Below are 18,384 nucleotides of genomic sequence, written 5' to 3' on the forward strand. Positions count from 1 at the left end.
TGCCGCTTAACAGCGGTTTCAGGGGCCGGCGTGCAGGATGTCCCCCTTGGGACGGAACGACAGCATGGATTCGGGGCGCACGTCCGCGACGATCTTCAGCCTGACGCACGACCTGCCCGCACCGCGCGCGCCTAGCGCCGCGGCGGCGGACGGGCTCGATGCGGGCCAACTCGCCTGGGGCGGCGAGCTGCTCGACTGCGGCATCCACTGGATCGGCCGCGCCGGCGCACGGCTGCGCGTGGAGCGCGAACTGGCCGAGGCGCTGCCGATCCAGCTGCACCTGGGATCCGCCGAGCCGCTGATCGGCCGCACGCTCTGGTCCGACGGCAGCGAGGCGGGGCTCGCCTTCGACGCACCGGTGGACGTGCTGGGGATGGTTGCCCGCAACCTTGCCCGCGCCACCGCCGAGCGCCGCCGCCTGCCGCGTATCGAGCTGCATCACACCGTCGGCGTGCATCGCGGCGGCGAGGTCGAGCAGCTCCGCACCCGCGATATCTCGCAAGGCGGCGTCGGCGTCGAGGCGCGCGGGCTCGCCATGGACGAGGCAGTGCAGCTGACCTTTGACGGGCTGCGTCCGCTGGAGGGCATTGTCCGCTGGATCGCGGGCGAGACGGCCGGCATCGTCTTCAGCGAGGAACTAAGCTGGCAGACGTTGTTCCCTTGGCTGCGCGGCATCCAGCAGGCGCCTGCACCCCAGGCTGGCGGGATCGATGCCGACGGCCTGCTGCAGGACAAGCTGGCGCTGCGCCTCGACCTGCCCGGCCGGGTGCGCGAGGGCGTGGGCTGGTGGAATTGCCGCATCCATGCGCTCACCGCCCAGCAGGTCGAGTTCGAGGCGCGCCAGGCCTTTGCACCGGGGGCGGCATTATGGGTGGCGCTCCCGGAGATCGGCGGCGGTCCGGCTCGGGTGCTGCGGGCGCGGCACGGCCGGACGCTCGCCGAATTCCGCATGCCGCTGCGCGACAGCGACCTGCGCCTGCTCACCGCGAGCCGCCGCACTGGCTGAAGCCGCTTGCATCGGCGCGCGGCCGCGCCCAAGCGGACGCCATGGCACTTCTTCCCATCGCCGAAGCCCAGGCGCGGCTGCTCGCCCTTGGCGGTCCCACGTCCGTGGAGATGGTCCCATTGGCGGACGCCGCCGGCCGCTGGGCGGCCGAGCCCGTCGTCGCCAGGCGCACCCAGCCGGAGACAGACCTTTCGGCGATGGACGGCTACGCGATCCGCTTCGCCGACCTGCCCGGCCCCTGGCGCGTGATCGGCGAGAGCGCGGCGGGCTCGGGCTTCGCAGGCACGGTTGCACCGGGCGAAGCCGTGCGGATCTTCACCGGCGCGCCGATGCCCGAAGGCGCGGACACGGTGCTCGTCCAGGAAGAGGCAGCGCGCGACGGCGATCAGCTCCACCTCGCTGGCGAAGGGCCGCTCACGCTCGGCCGCAACACGCGCCGACGCGGGCTTGACTTCGCGGAGGGCGACGCGCTGATCGCGGCGGGCGAGCGGCTCACCCCCGCCCGGATCGCACTGGCGGCGATCGGCGGCCATGCGGCGCTGCCCGTCCGCCGCAAGGTCCGCGTCGCGATCGCCGCGACCGGTGACGAGCTGGTGGCACCGGGCGCGCCGATCGGCCCTGCCCAGCTGCCCGAATCGAACCGCACCATGCTCGCCGCGCAGCTGGCCGATCTGCCGGTCGAGATCGTCGATCTCGGCATCCTGCCCGACGATCTGGGCGCCCTCACCCATGCCTTCGCGACCGTCGAGGCCGATTTGCTGATCACCAGCGGCGGCGCTTCGGTGGGCGATCACGACCTCGTCCGGCCCGCACTGGAAGCCGCCGGCGCGACGATCGACTTCTGGCGGATCGCGCTCCGCCCGGGCAAGCCGATGATGGCCGGCAGGCGCGGCGACATGGTCGTGCTCGGCCTTCCGGGCAACCCGGTATCGGTATTCGTCACCGCGCTGCTGTTCGCCAAGCCCTTGATCGCGCACCGTTCCGGCGCCGCCGACCCGTTCCCGCGGGGACGCACCGCGATCCTCGGCGAACCGCTGCCGGCCAATGGCCCGCGCACCGATTACCTGCGCGCCACGCTGATCGACGGCCGCGTCCATGCCTCCGCGATCCAGGACAGCTCGATGCTCCGCACGCTGGCGCGCAGCACCTGCCTGATCGTGCGCGCGCCGCATGCGCCAGCCGCAAATAGCTCCGACTCGGTGGAAATCCTCGACATCGCTTGACAGCAGGTCGGAACATTGCATAAACGTTCCCAGTCTGTTCTGGACCCCGGAGGATTGGATGCTCACGCGCAAGCAGCACGAGCTGATCTGCTTCATTTCCGACCGTCTTGCCGAGACGGGCGTATCGCCCTCGTTCGAGGAAATGAAGGAGGCGCTCGATCTCAAGTCGAAATCGGGCGTGCACCGCCTGATCAGCGCGCTGGAGGAACGCGAGTTCATCCGCCGCCTGCCCAACCGCGCCCGCGCGCTGGAGGTGCTGCGCATGCCCGAGCGCGGCGAGCGCAAGCCTGCCGCGAAGGCGCCCAAGCCGGCGAGCACCACCGCTGCCCCGGCGTCGCTCCCCACCCCGGCCAACGACGTGGTCGAGATTCCGCTGCACGGCCGCATCGCCGCCGGCACGCCGATCGAGGCGCTCGAGGGCTCGACCATGCTGCCGGTCCCCGCGGCGCTGCTCGGCGCGGGCGAGCATTATGCGCTCGAAGTCGCGGGTGACTCGATGGTCGAGGCCGGCATCCTCGACGGCGACTATGCGCTGATCCGCCGCACGGAGACGGCGCGCGACGGCGAGATCGTCGTTGCGCTGATCGACGATGCCGAGGCGACGCTCAAGTATTTCCGCAAGGAAGGTGCGATGGTCCGGCTCGATCCGGCCAATCGCGACTACACGCCCCAGCGCTACCGCCCGGACCAAGTGCGAGTGCAGGGGCGGCTGGCAGGACTGTTGCGCCGCTATTGATCGCCTGTCGCGGAAACGGCGGGCCTGCTCTGGGTTCGCCGTTTCGTGCGATATTCTCGTCGCCGACTTGGCGTCGGCATAGTGCGCGACGCTGCCGTGTTCCCAACGCCTTGTTCTTGTGACAAGATCGACAGGCGGGAGTTCGTGGGGAGCAGGCAATGCGCGTATCCGTTGTGGCGCTGCTGAGTGGGGCTTTGTTCCCCTTTTCGGCAACGGCGCACCAGAACACGCCGGGGTCGCAGCAGACATCTCCTCCGTCCGCAGCGGCAGGTCAGACCGCCGATCCGATCATCGTCACGGGGCGGCCGCTTCCCTCCAAGGAACAAATCCGCTCGATAACGCGCTCGATCTCTCCCGCGACCCCATCGAGCGACCCTCTGGCGCGCTTCAACGATCCGGTTTGCCTTGCCAGCGTGGGACTCGATTGCACGACCATGGAGAGGATCGGCCAGAGATTCGCGGCAGACGCGGAGCAGGCCGGGCTGAAGCTTGCGGGCGACCACTGCAAGCCGAACATCGTCGTCCTCTTCATCGACGGCGTGAACAGCGAAATCGACACGCTCGTGAAGCGGAAATGGTGGATTTTCGGCGATCGAAGCCCGGCGGAGATCCGCACGATCGTGCACGAGCGGGGTCCGGTCCGGGCGTGGAGCAACAGTGAGACGCGTGGGCGCGACGGCGAGCGGATCGACACCCGCGGCGTTCTCCGGATCGCCAGCGCCTCCAGAATCGTGGCGCCGATCCGGAAGGACACGCTGGCGGCGATCGTGATGATCGAACGATCCGCCTTGATCGGCAAGACGACCCATCAGATCGCCGACTATCTGGCGATGCGCGCGCTTGCCGGGGTACGCCCGCCGCAGAAGGGCGACGAGCAGAACGGCAACGGGGAGACCATCCTCGGCCTGTTCACGGGTGACGCACCCGGCGTTCCCGCAGAGATGACCGCCTTGGACCGCGGGTATCTCCGTGGCCTCTATGCGGCGCCGGCCAACGCTTTCGCGTGGAGCACGCAAGGACAGATCGTCCGGACGATCCTCAAGGCCAAGGATGCGGAGGTCGCGCCAGCGGACAAGCCGTAGCGCCCGCCCCGCTCAGTGGATTTGCCCAGCCTTCATGGCCGACTCGAATGCCTTTTGCGCCGCATCCACCCGGCGTGCGAGTTCACCCGGATCGACAAACGCCTCGGCATCGCCGGCGAGTTGCTTGGCGCGCTTGGCGGCCAGGTCGAACTGCCCGGCGTGGAAGCTGAGGAAGACATCCGCCTGCGTCGCGCGCAGCTTGGCGAAAGTGGCGCGGAAGTCGGCGGGTGCGGCGTCATAGCCATGGCCCGGCGCCAGCGGCTGGTCGGCGACGCTGAGGCTGCAGGCGAACAGCACGGTCAGGCTGTCCCCACCCGAGGGCACCTGCATGGTGAAGCTGGTGCAGCCCTTGGTGTGCCCCGGCGTCAGGTGTGCGACCAGCGTGTTGGTGCCCAGCCGGATCTCCTCGCCATCCTTCAGCTGCCCGTCCACCTTCACCGGCGGCGCCGCGATGCGGATGTCCGGGCGATAGTCGGACTTGCCTGCCTCCAGCGCCGGCGTGTCGGCCGCGCTCGCCAGCAGCCGGGCGCCGGTGCGGCGCTTGAGCTCGGCGAGGCCGCCCTCGTGATCCCAATGCGCGTGGTTCACCAGCAGGATCTTCACGTCGCTGAGCTTGAAGCCCAGCTTCTCGATATTGGCGGCGATCAGCGGCGCGCTTTCCGGCATGCCGCCGTCGATCAGGATGTGCCCCTGCGGGCTGGTGATCAGATAGGCCGAGATGCCCGCGGTGCCGACATAGTGGACGTTGCCGAGGATCCGGAACGGCGCCATGGGCTGGTTCCACTCGGCGCGGACCTTGGTCCAGTCGGTGCTCTGCGCCAGCGCCGGGGACGCGAGGCCAAGTGCCGAGGCCGCAAGCAAAATCCGGATCATCGTCGATCTCCCTTCGCGGCGCTGAATGGAGGCTGGACGGTGGGCGGGTCAAGCCATGGCTGGTGCGCTGCCGTGTGCACGGTGCGGACCGTCCCGCCCGCAAACTCCACCGCGATCCCGCCGGTGGCATCGAGCACACGCCGATCGAGCCGCAGCCAGCGCGGCTTGCAGGCGCGCGGCAGCCGCCGCTCGCTCACCACGATGTCGCTCGACGCGCAGACCGCGACGAGTTCCCGCCACGCCACCGGATAGGCGCTGCGGGTGGCGGCCACCCGCCAGCGCCGGCCGCCCTGCATGACCTCCGCAACGCAGAGATCGGGGCTGCACCGCGCATCCGGACGGTCGGCGAGCGCCGCCAGCGCATCGGCCTCCACCCCGCCATTCTCGCCGAGCACCTGGCGGGTGAAGTCGCCGGCGCGGTCGCGGAGCAGCGCGAGGCTGCCATCGGCCATCCGCAGCGCGACGTGTCGCCCGTCCCCGGTGACCAGCAGGTCCGGTCCCGGCGTCGCCAGCGCCCAGAGCGCCCCGCCGAGCAGCGGCACGAGGCCGGCGATCCGCACGCGCGTACGCCACAGGCCGATCCACAGCCCGCCGAACACCATCAACGCGAAGGCGGCCGCCGGCATCACCGGCAGTGCCGCGACCGATCCCGGCGCGCTCGCCACGCTGTGCGCGATCCACAGCAGCACCGCCATTGCCTTGCCGGTCAGCCACCAGAAGGGGCCTCCTATCCCGATCAGGTCGCCCAGCAACGCCAGCGCCTCGAGCGGCATCACCACGAAGGTGGTGAGCGGGATCGCGGCGATATTGGCGACCGCGCCGTAGATGCCGCCCTTGTGGAAATGGAACAGCCCGATCGGCATCAGCGCCAGCTCGACCAGGATGCCGGTGAGCAGCAGCGATCCCGCCTCGCGCGCGATCCGCGGCGCCAGCCGCTCCTCGCGCGCCTCGAACCAGCGGCGCATGTGCGGGCTCTCATGCAGCGCGACGATCGCAGCGACCGCGGTGAAGCTCAGCTGGAAGCTGGGACCCGCGAGCGACTCCGGCCAGAGCAGGAGCACCACCAACGCCCCCGCGGCGACCAGCCGCAGCGTCAGCGCCTCGCGCCCCAGGCTCAGCGCGACCAGCACGAGCAGCGCGGCGACGCAGGAGCGGATCGTCGGTACCTGCCCGCCGGTCAGCCAAGTATAGCCGATCGCCGCCAGTGCCCCCGCCCCCGCCGCGACCAGCGGGAGCCGCACGCGCAGCGCCAGCCACGGGCTCAGCGCCAGCAGCCGCAGCACCACCAGCATCGCCGCGCCGGTCACGGCAGTGACGTGGAGGCCGCTGACCGACAGCAGGTGCGCGAGGCCGGCGCGCCGCATCGCCTCGCTGTCGTCCTCGGAAATCGCGCCCTCGTCGCCGGTGGCGAGCGCGCTGGCGATGCCGCCAGCACTGCCCGGTAGCCGCGACTCGATATGGGCGGAGAGCGCCGTGCGCAGGTCCTCCCCGGCCTTGGGCGGCGCCTGGAGCAGCTTCACCGGGTCGAGCGCCTTGCCGGTGGCGCCGATCCCGTCGAACCAGGCGACCCGCCGGAAATCATAGGCGCCGGGTACCGACGGCCCAGGCGGCGGCACCAGCCGCGCCCGCAGTGCCACCAGCGCGCCCGGCGCAAGACCGGGAGGCGCGCTCGCCACATCGACATTCACCCGCAGCTGCGGCGGCAGATCGGCGCGCCGCACAGGCGCGAGGACCAGCCGCACCAGGCCGCGCGCCGGGCGCGACTCGATCCGCAGCACGGCGGCGTCGAACTGCGCCACCTGCGGCCGTGCCAGTACCGGCGCGGCGCTATGCTCGGCTCGCCACCAGATCGCACCGCAGCCGGCGGCCACCAGCAGGCCACCCAACAGCAGTGCCCGTCCGCTCCGGCCGGGAAGCACGACACCGACGCCGGCCGCACCCAGGGCCGCGACGACGAGCCCAATCCATTGCTGCGGGCCGGCAAGCAGGAACCAGCCGGTGATTCCGGCACCAAAGGCGATCGGCAACCAGAGCGGCAACTGCGCGCGCTCGGCCACCAACCAGCCTTCGACCATTCCCCCCACGCGCGAGGGTCCCTTGGGGAATCGCCACCAGCCCCCCATGTGAAGGCCTGGAACCCCCATGCCCGGGGCTGCAGCGGCTGAACTGGCCATGGGACGAAAGACTGCGAGCAGCCGGACGCGAGCGCAACAAAGAAAGCAGCTCTCTCGAAGCTTGCACGCCAAGCGCCAATGCGGTCCTGCCGAACGGCATACCAGATGGGCACAAATACAGGAGCAGGACGTACCGCTGCGGCATTCCTGCAATTGTGTCACCCAGCCCCGGGTCGCGTGGCGCTCCAAGGCGTGACATCTGCGCTCTCGAACGCCGAGTCGGCGTGGATGATTTGCAGCGCAGCATGGGCGCAAACGTGCTTCTCGTCGCGATTCTCTGGCGTCGCGGCAGCTCGGCAGCCCTTCTTTTTCGCATGCGCTCACTCGAAATGGACGAAGCGGCAGGCGCTCTGCTAGAGGGCGAGCCGCGCCCCCGCGCTCCTCGGTTGCACACCGCGCTTGACGGATTGGTAACGTGGGATACGGAGGCGCTCGAAGCGGCGGTACGCACCGTCGCGGACGAAGCGGGCGAGAAGCTCGGCGACATGGCGCAGCCGCTGCGTGCGGCGTTAACCGGCCGCCGAACTTCTCCGGCTATCTTCGGCGCCCAGCCGACGCCGGGAACCGAGGGGACCCCTCCCCCGCTTCGCAGATCAGATGCGTACACCCGCCTGAAAACGGGTCGAAGGAAAGGACGACAATATGAGCGATACCGCCAAACTGCAGATTGCGGGCAAAGACGTCGAATATCCCGTCCTCAAGGGCAGCACCGGCCCCGACGTCGTCGATATCCGCAAGCTCTACGCGCAGACCGGCGCCTTCACCTACGATCCGGGTTTCACCTCGACCGCGAGCTGCGAGTCGGGCCTGACCTTCATCGATGGCGATGAGGGCGTGCTGCTCCACCGCGGCTACCCGATCGGCCAGCTGGCCGAGAATTCGAGCTTCATGGAAGTCTCGTACCTGCTGCTCAACGGCGAGCTGCCGACGCAGGACGAGCTGACCAAGTTCGAGAGCACGATCACCCGCCACACCATGCTGCACGAGCAGCTGGCGACCTTCTATCGCGGCTTCCGTCGCGACGCGCACCCGATGGCGGTGATGTGCGGCGTCGTCGGTGCGCTTTCGGCCTTCTACCACGACTCGACCGACATCACCGATCCGACGCAGCGCATGATCGCGTCGCACCGCCTGATCGCCAAGATGCCGACGATCGCGGCGATGGCGTACAAGTACAGCGTCGGCCAGCCGTTCCTCTATCCGAAGAACGACCTGAGCTACACCGGCAACTTCCTGCGCATGACCTTCGGCGTTCCGGCCGAGGAATATGAAGTGAACCCGGTGGTGGAGAAGGCGCTCGACCGCATCTTCATCCTCCACGCCGATCACGAGCAGAACGCCTCGACCTCGACCGTGCGCCTCGCCGGTTCGTCGGGCGCCAATCCGTTCGCCTGCATCGCGGCCGGCATCGCCTGCCTGTGGGGCCCGGCGCATGGCGGCGCGAACGAAGCAGCGCTCAACATGCTGCACGAGATCGGCCGTCCGGAGCGCATCCCCGAGTTCATCGCCCGCGCGAAGGACAAGAACGATCCGTTCCGCCTGATGGGCTTCGGCCACCGCGTGTACAAGAACTACGATCCGCGCGCGACCGTGATGCAGAAGACCGTGCGCGAAGTGTTCGCGTCCCTCAACGTTTCGGACCCCGTGTTCGAAGTCGCGCTGCAGCTCGAGGAAATGGCGCTCAAGGACGATTACTTCGTCGAGAAGAAGCTGTTCCCGAACGTCGACTTCTATTCGGGCGTGATCCTGTCGGCGATCGGCTTCCCGACGACGATGTTCACCGCGCTGTTCGCGCTGGCCCGCACCGTCGGCTGGGTGGCGCAGTGGAACGAGATGATCTCGGATCCCGAGCAGAAGATCGGCCGCCCACGCCAGCTCTACACCGGCCCGACGCAGCGCGACTACGTGCCCGTCAGCCAGCGCTGAGTGCAACGTCCGGGGGTTCGCCCCCGACCAGGCTTGAAGAAAACGGCGCCCCGCACCCGCGGCGGCGCCGTCTTTCTTTGGCCTCGCGCTTTCCTGCGAAGGGTTTGATCTGCACCAATTGACGGCGCGTGCGAAACATGGCTTGCCGATCCCATGTCAGGGGAAATGCTGGGCGCGCTGGCGCCGTTGGTGGGCTATCATTTGCGGCGCGCTTCCAGCGCCTTCGCCGGCGATTTTGCCGCTGCGATGGAAGGCACCGGTCTGCGCCAGGTGCCGTTCGCGGTGCTGTCGATCGTCGCCGCCAATCCTGGCATCAACCAGGGCGCGGCGGGGCGGATGCTGGGCATCAAGCGCGCCAACATGGTCGCCTTGATCAACGACCTGGTCGACAAGGGGCTGATTGATCGGTCGGTCGATGCGAGCGATCGCCGCGCCTTCTCGCTCACGGTCACCAAGGCCGGCACCGCCGCGCTCGCGGATGCGGTGGCGCGGATCGCGGCGCACGAGGATCGGATGCTCGACGATCTGAGCACCGAGGAACGCGCGCTGCTGCTCGACCTGCTCGGCCGCATCGAGCGCCGCAGCCCCGCGACCGAGACCGACGAGAATGGCGAGCCCTGAACGGGTGCAGCCGGCACGCCGAAGCGCGCCGGCTGCCTCTCAGAAGCGACCCGAGAGCTGCAGATACCAGTTGCGCGGGCGGGCATACATGCGCTCGGCATAGCCCAGCGTCGCCAGCGAGGCGTTGCCCTGGATGAGGTAGCGCGAGTCGAGGAGATTGTTCACCCCGGCGCTCACCTCGTAGCGGTCGTTCAGCTTGAGCGTGACCGAGCCATTGCCGACAAAATAGCCGTCTTCCTCGATCAACGGGATGCTGCCGGTGATGAAGGTGATCTTGGAGGTGTAGCTGCCGTCGACCCGCGGGGTGAGCGTCATGCCGTTGCCCAGCGCGATGTCGTAACCGAGCGCGAGATTGGCCTGGAGCGACGGGGTGAGCGGCAGGTCGTCATTGGGCGTCACCGTGGCGGTCGCGCCCGGCACGGGCGTGATGCTGCGGATCTTGTCGTCGAGCACACTGACGCCCCCGTCGATGCTGAGCCCGAAGGCGGTGCGCAGGTTCGCCTCGGCCTCGACGCCGCGGATCCGCGCCTTGCCGGCGTTGAACAGCAGCGGCACGACGCCTTGGCGGAAGATCAGCTGGATATTGTCGTAATCGGCCTGGAACGCCGCCAGGTTGAAGCGCAGCCGCCCGATATTGGTCTTGATGCCGACCTCGTAGCTGGTGACGTCCTCCTCGTCGAACGGCACTGGCACATTGCCCGCGGCCGCTGCATTGTAGCGGGTGTTGAACCCGCCTGATTTGAAGCTGCGGGCATAGGAGGCATAGGTGCTGATCGCGTTGCTCCAGCGATATTGCACACTGGCCGACCCCGTAAGTGCCGAGAAGGACTTGGCGAAGGGCCGATGGTAGAGGAACAGCGGCCCGCCCTCGGGCACGGCCTTGGTCGGCAGCGGATCGGGATCGGGCTGGGTCGACGGGAAGAGGTTGAACACCGTGCCGAGGAAGGTCTTGCGGTCGGTGGTGTAGCGCAGGCCGCCGGTGAGCTCGAGGCCTTCCGCCGGCTTGATGCTGACCTCGCCAAAGCCCGCCAGCGAGTCTGTCTTGAGCCGCGAGACCTGGAGATCGCGCGAGCCCGGCCCGCCGGCCAGGATTGAGCGGATCACCGGCGGTGACGGCGGATAGGCAAGGAACACGGTCGCGCGCTCGTCGGTGACTTCGTTGAAATAATAGCCGCCGAGGATGGCGCTCACCTTGCCCCAGTCGAGCTGGAGTTGGACCTCCTGGCTGAACTGGCCCGACTCCGCCCCGACATCGGTGGTGATCAGGGTCAGCGGCGTATTGTCGCCGTCGCGGATGCCGCGCGAGCTGGTGTTGCGATAGGCCGAGATCAGCTTCACCGCCGCGACGTGCGACAGGCGGATATTGGCGGTGGCGCCGACACCCCAGACCTCCGAATTGCTCAGCACCGGCGCGGTGCCGCCGTTGACGAACGGGCCCTTGGCCTGGAGATCGTTGGCGCAGCGCGGATCGGCGATCATCGGCACGTTGGGCGCCCCGAAGCGCGGGTCGCCAGCGGTAAGCGGCGCATAGGGAATGGTCGCCCCCGGGCACCCTGCCCCAACGCTGGCGATCGCGGCGACCGGCGCCTGCTCGTTGATCCCGGCGAAGACGAACGGCGCGCCATGCTCGTTGCGCTTCGAATAGTCGCCGCGGAGGTACAGGTCGAAATCCGACGAAGGCTGCCATTTGAGCGCGCCGTTGAACGAATAACCGTCCTCGTTGCCGAGATCGAGCCCGTCGACCGCGCGAATCACATAGCCGTCGCGCTTGCGATAGCCGCCCGAGACGCGCGCCGCGAGCGTGCTGGCCAGCGGGATGTTGAGCGCGGCAAAGCCTTCGCGCAGATTATACTCGCCCACCCGCACCCGCGCCCGGCCGCCCCAAACGCCCAGCTCGGGCTGCTTGGTGCGGACGAGGATCGCGCCGCCGATCGTGTTGCGGCCGAACAACGTGCCCTGCGGCCCGCGCAGCACCTCTACCCCGTCGATGTCGCCGAAATCGATCGCGCCGCCCACCGCGCGGCCGAGATAGACCTCGTCGAGATAGATGCCGACGCCCGGATCCACCGCCGCGGTAGGATCCACCTGGCCGACGCCGCGGATGAACACCACCGCCGACGCGCTGTTGCCCGAGAGCTGCCCGGCCGGCTTGAACTGGAGGCTGGGGGTGACGCGCTCGAGATCCTGGGTCTGCTGAATCTGCCGCGCGGCGAGCGTCTCGGCGCTGAGCGCGGTGATCGCCACCGGGGTGTCCTGCAGGCTCTCGGCGCGGCGCCGCGCGGTAACGACGATCTCCTGCGTCACCGCATCGCTGATGCTAGCCTCAGGCTGTTCGATCTGTGCCCAGGCGGTGGGCGCCCCGCCCACCCCGGCGGCGACCAATGCCGCCAAGCCGCACGTGATGCGCACGCGGGTGCGCGTCGAAAAACCTGCCATGCCAACCTCTCCCCTCGCTCGGGATCGTTACACGTCCCGATGCAAGGCAAAGGTCGCATGGCGAATTGTTTCAGTCAATAACAGTTATGCAACGTACCAAATTTGCAACCGCCGGGACATCATCCGGCCGCCTGCCGCTCGACCAGCCGCAGCGGCGGACGCGGCGCCAGCCCGAACATGCGCCGCGCGGTGCCGGCGACGAAGCGCGGAAATTCGCGGCGCTCGACCGGGGCATCCAGCCCCTCGGCCTGCAGCGCCCAGAGCCGCTGGAACGCGCCGCCCGCGCGCAGCAGCGATAGCGGCGCGCCGTCCTCGACGATCCGCCCATGCTCGACCACGATGACGCGGTCGAACCCGACCACGGTGGACAGGCGGTGGGCCACCGCTAGCACGGTGCGGTGCGCCATCAGCGCGTCGAGCGCCTGCTGCACCTCGATCTCCGAACCCGTATCGAGCGCCGAGGTCGCCTCGTCGAGCAGCACGATCGGCGCCTTGCTGAGGAACGCGCGGGCGATGCCGATGCGCTGGCGCTGGCCGCCCGACAGGTTGGTGCCGCGCTCGCCGACGATCGTGTCATAGCCCTTGGGCAGCAGTGCGATGAAGCCCGCGCAATGCGCCGCCTCGGCTGCCGCGCGCACCTCGGCGTCAGTCGCGTCGGGACGGGCGAAGCGGATATTCTCGAGGATCGAGCGGTGGAACAGCAGCACCTCCTGCGGCACCACGGCGACGGCCTGGTGCAGGCTGTCCTGCGTCACCCGGTCGATCGGCTGACCGTCGATCAGCACCCGGCCCGCCTGCGGATCGTGCAGGCGCTGGACGAGCTGGAGGATGGTCGACTTGCCGGCGCCCGAGGGGCCGACGATGCCGATCTTCTGGCCGGGCGCGACCTCCAGCGAGAGGTCGTGCAGCACCGGGCGGCCCGGATGGTGGCCGAAGGTGAGGCCCTCGATGCGAACCTCGCCCTCGGTCGCCTGCAGCGGCACCGCGTCGGGCGCGTCTTCCAGCGCATGCGGGGCACCGACGATCTCCAGCGTCTCGCGCAGATAGCTGAACTGCTGGCTGGTATCGATCAGCGCCATGGCAAGGTCGCGCGAGCCGTTGAGCATGCGGAAGGTCATCGCGCTGACGACAACGACGTCGCCCGCGGTGATGCCGCCCGCGATCCAGCGCTCGACCGCCCAGACCAGTGCCGCGCCGACCAGGATCACCAGTGCCACGTCGTGCAGCACGCGGATGCGCTCGACGAACATCCAGCCGCGCTTCTGCGCCGCCGCCTCGGTCTGGAAGAAGCCGGCGAGGCGTTCGGACTCGCGTCGGCGCGCGCCGAACGACTTGATCGCGGCGATGTTGCTGACCAGGTCGACCAGCTCGCCGCCGCTCTCGCTGGCGGCGCGGGCAAAGGCCTTGTGGTATTTGTCGCCGCGCATGCCGAGGAAGACCAGGCCGGTGCTTGCCGCGACGAAGATGCCGGTGATCGCCACCGCCATGCGCCAGTCGATCGCGAGGAAGATCAGCAGCGCGCCGCCGAACGCGATCAGCGGGGGCGTGATCTCCATCAGGATACGGTGGGTGAGCGCCTGGAACGAGCCGGTCAGCGCGCCGACGCGGTGCCCCAGCGAGCCGCCGCGCTGGTTCTGGAAAAAGCCGATATGATGGCCGGTCAGATAATGAAACATGTCGAGCCGGATGCGCACGCTGCTCGCCACGGTGATGTTGCACAACAACATCGCCCCGCCGCGGACGAGCCCGTTCTCCAGCGCCACCAAGCCGACAAACGCCGCGAGCGCGACGTACACCGCCGTGTGCGAGGGCGCCGCGACCGTCATCGAATCGATCAGCAGCTTCATCGCGTACTGCACGCCCACCGCGCTGGACGCGCCGCCCACCACGAGCAGCGCGAGCAGCGCGAAGGCCAGCGGCCGTCGCGTGACATAGTGGAGCAGGAACCGAGCCGGGCTCTTCAGAAACGGCATGTCGTTCCCCTTCGGGGTTTCCGGGCGCTGCATTGCAACAATCATGCGACCGAAAAGACCCATCGGGCCATGAACCCTGGGTGAACTTTGCGACAGATGCGGTCGAACGGTGAAATTGGGGCGACGAAATGCGGCAGAATCTGGGCAGGCGCCGCCGAAATCAGCGCTCCTGAATCACCGCCACCGCCCCGCCGGTAGAGGCAAGGTTGAGCGTCAGCGGCGTATCCCGCGAAAGGCGTTTCGCCTCCACCTGCACCGCATCCGGCGCCGCCCCGTCGCTCCAGATCCGCGCTTCGGCCCCGCGCGCTCCCAGAAAATCGAGCGGCACGGAGATCGTCCGCGCCTTCTCGTCGTTCATCGCGCCGAGATACCAGGTCTTCCCCTTGCGGCGGGCCAGCACGATGTACGCGCCCGTCTCCCCGGCGAGGAAGCGCGTCTCGTCCCAGCTGGTCGGCACCTGACGGATGAAGTCGAAGCCTGCAGGGCTCGCCGCATAGGTATCGGGGCTGTCGGCCACCGCCTGCAGGGGCGAGAGATAGACGACGTACATCGCCAGCCCATGCGCCCGCGTCGACTGCACCATCGGCAGGTCGCCGCGCATCCGAAAATCGGCCGGTGCGACGTTGCGGAAGCCGCCGGGGGTATAGTCCATCGGCCCCAGCAGCCCGCGGGTATAAGCGAGCATCACGTCGTTGCCCGCGGTCGCGCGGCTGCTCCACTTGTTGTACTCGGCACCCATCACGCCTTCCTGGGTGACGAAATTGGGCCAGGTGCGGGTGAGGCCGCGCGGCGCGAAGGCACCGTGCAGGTCGACCATCAGATGGTGCCGCGCCGCCGCCCCCAGCAGCTTCTGGTACCAGTTGACCATCCACTGGTCGTCGCGTTCCATGAAGTCGATCTTGATGCCGGCGACGCCCAGCTTCTCGTAGAGCGAAAGCGCGTCTTCCATCTGCTCGTCGAGCGCCTGCCAATGCGCCCAGAGCCACAGCCGCACCTTCTTGGCGCGGGCATAGTCTGCAACTTCCTGCAGATTGATCGCATCCGACCATTTGGTGATGTCGACGCCCGGCCGCCGCACCCCGCCGCCGCCGGCGCCGGCATACCAGCCCTCGTCGATCATCGTGTACGGCATGCCGTTGGCCGCGGCGAAGTCGATGAACGCCTTGGCCACCGCCGTGGTCGTGCGCTGGCCGGGGAGCTTGGCGATGGAGGGACCGCTCCACCAGTCCCAACTGGTGAGGCCCGGCTGGATCCAGCTGCTGTCCTCGATCCGGCTCGGGGTGGAGAGGCTGGTGAGCAGCGTCGATTCCTGCAGCGCGCCGAGCTTGTCGGCGAGCATCACCACCCGCCACGGCGTGACGATCGGGCTACCGATGCGGGTGTGCACCGCGATGCGCGGGTCGTCGAGCGAGGGCGACAGCTTCACCTGCAGCCCCGGTCCGCCATTGCCGCGGCCGGTGAGGTACATCGCGGCGAAGTCGATCAGGTCGGCCTCGGCGATCGCGAAGGCACCCTTCCCCGTCTCGCAGCCGAAGGGCACGTCGAAGAGGTTGTGGTCGCGCAGCCTGGTGGTGTCGACGGGATCGAACTCGCCTTCATGGCTCGACCCGAACCGGCCGACATTGAAGCCCCAGCATTTCCAGGGCTGCGGAAAGTAGAATCCGGTACGCTCGTAGCGCACCACTGCCGCCGCAGTCGCGGGCTGGACCGGCACCAGCATGCGGAAGGCGATGCCGTCGTCATAGGCGCGCAGGATGATGTCCATCCGCCTTTTGGCCCCGCCGCGCTCCTGCAGGTGGACGATGCGCTGGTTATACTGGTCGCGCCCCTCGGCCGCCTTGCCGAGGACGATCTTGTAGCGGCTGTCGGCACTGCTCGCCTCGCTGCCGGTGACGGCCATGCCCCAGCCGAGCATGTCGCGATCCAAATCGAGCGCGATCGGCGCGGGAGCGAGGATCAGCTCACCGCGCCGCTGCACCGTGTAGTTGGGCACGCCCTGCCGATCGAGCGCGACCACCATTCGGTTGGCGCCGTCTGGGGATGCCACCTCCAGCGTCTGCCCGGCGGCCGGAGCCGCGATCAGCAGCGCCGCCGTGCCGAGCAGGTGCTTCACGCGTGGCGGGCTTTCAGGATCGGCTCGATCACCGTCGCCATCGCGTCATAGCCGGCCTCGGTGGGATGGACGCCGTCCGAGGCGAGGCCCGGCTTCATCGCGCCCTTCGCGTCGCCCAGCACGGGGGTATAGTCGACCCAGGTCAGCCGCTCGGCCTTGGCATAGTCCCGCAGCCAGGCGTTCATCTCGCGGATCGGGCCGAGCACGTCGAGCCCTTCGCGCCACGGGAAATGGTCTGAGGGCGGCACCGAGGCGAGGATCACGCCGATGCCGTTCGCCTTGGCGATCTGGGTCATCATGCGGAAATTGTCATAGCTCTGCGCGCGCGTCATCGGCCCGGTATTGCCGGCGATGTCGTTGGTGCCCGCCATGATGTGGACGAAGCGCGGCTTGAGGTGGACGACGTCCGCCATCATCCGCAGCACCATCTGCGGCGTGGTCTGGCCGCTGATGCCGCGGCAGACGCGGCCCGTAGTGAAGAAGCCCGGGCGCTTGCCCTTCCAGCCCTCGGTGATCGAATCGCCCATGAAGACCATGTTCACTTTCTCGCCGCTCGCGAGGATGCGGGCATTGTCGGCGGCGTAGCGGCTGAGTTCGGGAAAGTCCTCGTGCAGCAGGCGCTCCTTGCGCTGCTGATAGGTCTCCTGCGTCTGCGCGCGGGCGACGAAGGGCAGCGCAAGTGCGCCGGCGAGCAGCGAACGGCGGCGGAGGGACATCCCGATTCTCCTGGAGTAAGTCTTTGTCGTTGAGGGCCGAGCGTGGCGCAACGTTCTCGGAGCGTCAAACCCCCGCCCGGCCCCTTTCGATCAGTGCAGCGAAGCGCCGCCGCCCGCGCGCACCGGTTTGGCGCGGCCCGCGGCGATCGCGAAGCCGCACAGCACCACGTAGCAGAGCGCCGGCACGACCAGCGCGAAGGCATAGCCGTGCAGATCCGCCACCTTGCCAACGAGCAGCGGCAGCAGCGCGCCGCCGACGATCGCGGTGCACAGCAGGCCCGAGGTGGCCTCCTCGCTGGCGCCCGAACGCTCGAGCGTCAGCGTGAAGATCACCGGGAACATGATCGAGTTGAACAGGCCGATCGACAGCGCGACGAAGCCCGCGGTGACGCCGCCGACGGTGACGACATAGAGGCACATCGCCGCCGCGATCACGGTGAACAGCGCGAGCAGCTTGTCGGCGCGGACGCGGGTGAGCAGCAGCGAGCCGAGCGCACGGCCGACCATCGCGCCGCCCCAGTAGAAGGCGACGGCCTTGCCGGCCTCCTGGAGCGACACGCCGTGGACGCCGTCGCTGCCCATCAGCGTGCCGAGGATCGGTACCCCGAACGGCGCGTCGGACTGGCCCCAGATGCTGTTGTCGTTGAGGAACAGCGCCATCTGGGTGCCGATCGACACTTCGGCACCGACATAGAGGAAGATGCCGAGCGCACCGAACAACGCCCAGCGCGAGGAAAAGGCGTCGAACAGCCCCGAGGTCGTGTTCTGCGCCGGTGCAGCGTCCCGCACGACGCGGCGGCTGAGGAAGAAGAACACGGCGAGCGCGAGGATCAGCCCGCAGATCCACAGATAGGCGGTATCGATGCCCGCCAGCGCCTCGGCACGGACCGCCGGATCGACGACCGCGCCCGACTTCACCTCGACGCCCTTGAGGAACAGATGCGCGCCGAGCAGCGGGCCGAGGAAGGTGCCAAAGGAATTGAAGGTCTGGCTCAGCACCAGCCGGAAATGGCTGCGCTGCGGATCGCCGAGCGCCGCCGCCAGCGGATTGGCGGCGACCTGCAGTACCGTGATGCCGCTCGCCAGCACGAACAGGCCGAGCAGCACCAGCCAGTAATTGGCGAGGTTGGCCGCCGTCAGCATGATCAGGCAGGCGACCGCCATGGTGCAGAGCGCGAGCAGGATCGACGGCACCGCCTTGAGGCGCGAGACCAGCGCGGCCGCCGGCAGCGACACCACGAAATAGGCGAAGAAGAAGGCGAACGCGCTCGCCTGCGCCTGCAAATTGGTGAGCGTGAAGATGCCCTTCACCGCCGCGACGAGCGGGTCGACCAGCGAGGTGATGAACCCCCAGGCGAAGAACAGCGTTGTTACCGCGGCGAATGCCAGCGTGGTGTGCGTCGAACGTGCGGTGGCCAAGCGATCCCTCTCCTGCCCTGGTGGCGTGTGGGCGCGACGCTTCCCGACAACGTTGGCAAAAGTCAAGCTGAGCGGGGGATGGGTTT

At 68.7% G+C, this 18,384-nt stretch carries 13 protein-coding genes and 1 pseudogene; 7 read left to right on the forward strand and 7 right to left on the reverse strand.

All coding sequences use genetic code 11. The features are described 5' to 3' along the window. Positions 1–64: 64 nt before the first annotated feature. The 4 genes from BM009_RS09220 to BM009_RS09235 all read left to right on the forward strand — a co-directional run bounded on the left by BM009_RS09220 (position 65) and on the right by BM009_RS09235 (position 4,047). Complete coding sequence (locus BM009_RS09220) at positions 65–1,006, forward strand: PilZ domain-containing protein (protein ID WP_254772212.1); 942 nt, start codon at positions 65–67, stop codon at positions 1,004–1,006. Positions 1,007–1,047: 41 nt separating this feature from the next. Continuing rightward, complete coding sequence (locus BM009_RS09225; protein ID WP_093295571.1) at positions 1,048–2,229, forward strand: molybdopterin molybdotransferase MoeA; 1,182 nt, start codon at positions 1,048–1,050, stop codon at positions 2,227–2,229. Between the two features lie 58 nt (positions 2,230–2,287). Beyond that, the gene (lexA, locus tag BM009_RS09230) at positions 2,288–2,965 is read left to right on the forward strand and encodes a transcriptional repressor LexA (RefSeq protein WP_093295572.1); all 678 of its coding nucleotides are present in this window, start codon (positions 2,288–2,290) and stop codon (positions 2,963–2,965) included. A gap of 158 nt (positions 2,966–3,123) precedes the next feature. After that, positions 3,124–4,047: a hypothetical protein gene (locus BM009_RS09235; protein WP_139216582.1), complete on the forward strand. Its 924-nt coding sequence runs from the start codon at positions 3,124–3,126 to the stop codon at positions 4,045–4,047. Positions 4,048–4,059: 12 nt separating this feature from the next. Here the strand turns inward: BM009_RS09235 and bla are convergent, their stop codons facing one another. Together bla and BM009_RS09245 are read right to left on the reverse strand one after the other, a co-directional pair. Beyond that, on the reverse strand, positions 4,060–4,920 hold the full coding sequence (gene bla / locus BM009_RS09240) for a subclass B3 metallo-beta-lactamase (protein WP_093295575.1): 861 nt from the start codon (positions 4,918–4,920) through the stop codon (positions 4,060–4,062). Continuing rightward, entirely contained in the window at positions 4,917–6,995 is a 2,079-nt protein-coding gene (locus tag BM009_RS09245; protein WP_254772236.1) for a ComEC/Rec2 family competence protein, read from the reverse strand. The genes bla and BM009_RS09245 overlap by 4 nt, the downstream gene beginning before the upstream one ends. A gap of 428 nt (positions 6,996–7,423) precedes the next feature. Here BM009_RS09245 and BM009_RS22955 point away from each other — a divergent pair. From BM009_RS22955 to BM009_RS09260, 3 genes and pseudogenes are all read left to right on the forward strand, one after another. Beyond that, positions 7,424–7,576, forward strand: a pseudogene (locus BM009_RS22955) (glutamate--tRNA ligase); the annotation flags it as partial. 160 nt (positions 7,577–7,736) lie between these two features. Beyond that, entirely contained in the window at positions 7,737–9,020 is a 1,284-nt protein-coding gene (locus BM009_RS09255) for a citrate synthase (RefSeq protein ID WP_093295578.1), read from the forward strand. Between the two features lie 153 nt (positions 9,021–9,173). After that, positions 9,174–9,641, forward strand: coding sequence for a MarR family winged helix-turn-helix transcriptional regulator (locus tag BM009_RS09260; RefSeq protein WP_093295579.1), 468 nt, complete (start codon positions 9,174–9,176; stop codon positions 9,639–9,641). A gap of 39 nt (positions 9,642–9,680) precedes the next feature. On the opposite strand, the gene BM009_RS09265 is transcribed toward BM009_RS09260, so the two are convergent. The 5 genes from BM009_RS09265 to BM009_RS09285 form a co-directional block, all read right to left on the reverse strand. Then, positions 9,681–12,077, reverse strand: a complete 2,397-nt coding sequence (locus BM009_RS09265) for a TonB-dependent receptor (protein WP_175487958.1) — start codon at positions 12,075–12,077, stop codon at positions 9,681–9,683. Positions 12,078–12,196: 119 nt separating this feature from the next. Further along, complete coding sequence (locus tag BM009_RS09270) at positions 12,197–14,050, reverse strand: ABC transporter ATP-binding protein (protein WP_093295864.1); 1,854 nt, start codon at positions 14,048–14,050, stop codon at positions 12,197–12,199. Between the two features lie 160 nt (positions 14,051–14,210). After that, positions 14,211–16,163: a glycoside hydrolase family 97 protein gene (locus BM009_RS09275; protein ID WP_093295581.1), complete on the reverse strand. Its 1,953-nt coding sequence runs from the start codon at positions 16,161–16,163 to the stop codon at positions 14,211–14,213. Continuing rightward, the gene (locus BM009_RS09280) at positions 16,160–16,879 is read right to left on the reverse strand and encodes a GDSL-type esterase/lipase family protein (protein ID WP_093295582.1); all 720 of its coding nucleotides are present in this window, start codon (positions 16,877–16,879) and stop codon (positions 16,160–16,162) included. The genes BM009_RS09275 and BM009_RS09280 overlap by 4 nt, the downstream gene beginning before the upstream one ends. A 90-nt stretch (positions 16,880–16,969) precedes the next feature. After that, positions 16,970–18,298 carry an MFS transporter gene (locus BM009_RS09285; protein WP_093295584.1) on the reverse strand — a complete coding sequence of 443 codons (1,329 nt, stop codon included), beginning with the start codon at positions 18,296–18,298 and terminating at the stop codon, positions 16,970–16,972. Positions 18,299–18,384: the final 86 nt, after the last annotated feature.

It is taken from the genome of Sphingomonas sp. NFR04 (assembly GCF_900114095.1).
GTDB lineage: Bacteria > Pseudomonadota > Alphaproteobacteria > Sphingomonadales > Sphingomonadaceae > Sphingomonas.

Coding starts and splice junctions, on each gene's coding strand:
- bla (WP_093295575.1), bottom strand. CDS start 4,920: ATGATCCGGATTTTGCTTGCGGCCTCGGCACTTGGCCTCGCGTCCCCG.
- BM009_RS09245 (WP_254772236.1), bottom strand. CDS start 6,995: ATGGTCGAAGGCTGGTTGGTGGCCGAGCGCGCGCAGTTGCCGCTCTGG.
- BM009_RS09265 (WP_175487958.1), bottom strand. CDS start 12,077: ATGGCAGGTTTTTCGACGCGCACCCGCGTGCGCATCACGTGCGGCTTG.
- BM009_RS09270 (WP_093295864.1), bottom strand. CDS start 14,050: ATGCCGTTTCTGAAGAGCCCGGCTCGGTTCCTGCTCCACTATGTCACG.
- BM009_RS09280 (WP_093295582.1), bottom strand. CDS start 16,879: ATGTCCCTCCGCCGCCGTTCGCTGCTCGCCGGCGCACTTGCGCTGCCC.
- BM009_RS09260 (WP_093295579.1), top strand. CDS start 9,174: ATGTCAGGGGAAATGCTGGGCGCGCTGGCGCCGTTGGTGGGCTATCAT.
- BM009_RS09235 (WP_139216582.1), top strand. CDS start 3,124: ATGCGCGTATCCGTTGTGGCGCTGCTGAGTGGGGCTTTGTTCCCCTTT.
- BM009_RS09220 (WP_254772212.1), top strand. CDS start 65: ATGGATTCGGGGCGCACGTCCGCGACGATCTTCAGCCTGACGCACGAC.
- BM009_RS09255 (WP_093295578.1), top strand. CDS start 7,737: ATGAGCGATACCGCCAAACTGCAGATTGCGGGCAAAGACGTCGAATAT.
- lexA (WP_093295572.1), top strand. CDS start 2,288: ATGCTCACGCGCAAGCAGCACGAGCTGATCTGCTTCATTTCCGACCGT.
- BM009_RS09225 (WP_093295571.1), top strand. CDS start 1,048: ATGGCACTTCTTCCCATCGCCGAAGCCCAGGCGCGGCTGCTCGCCCTT.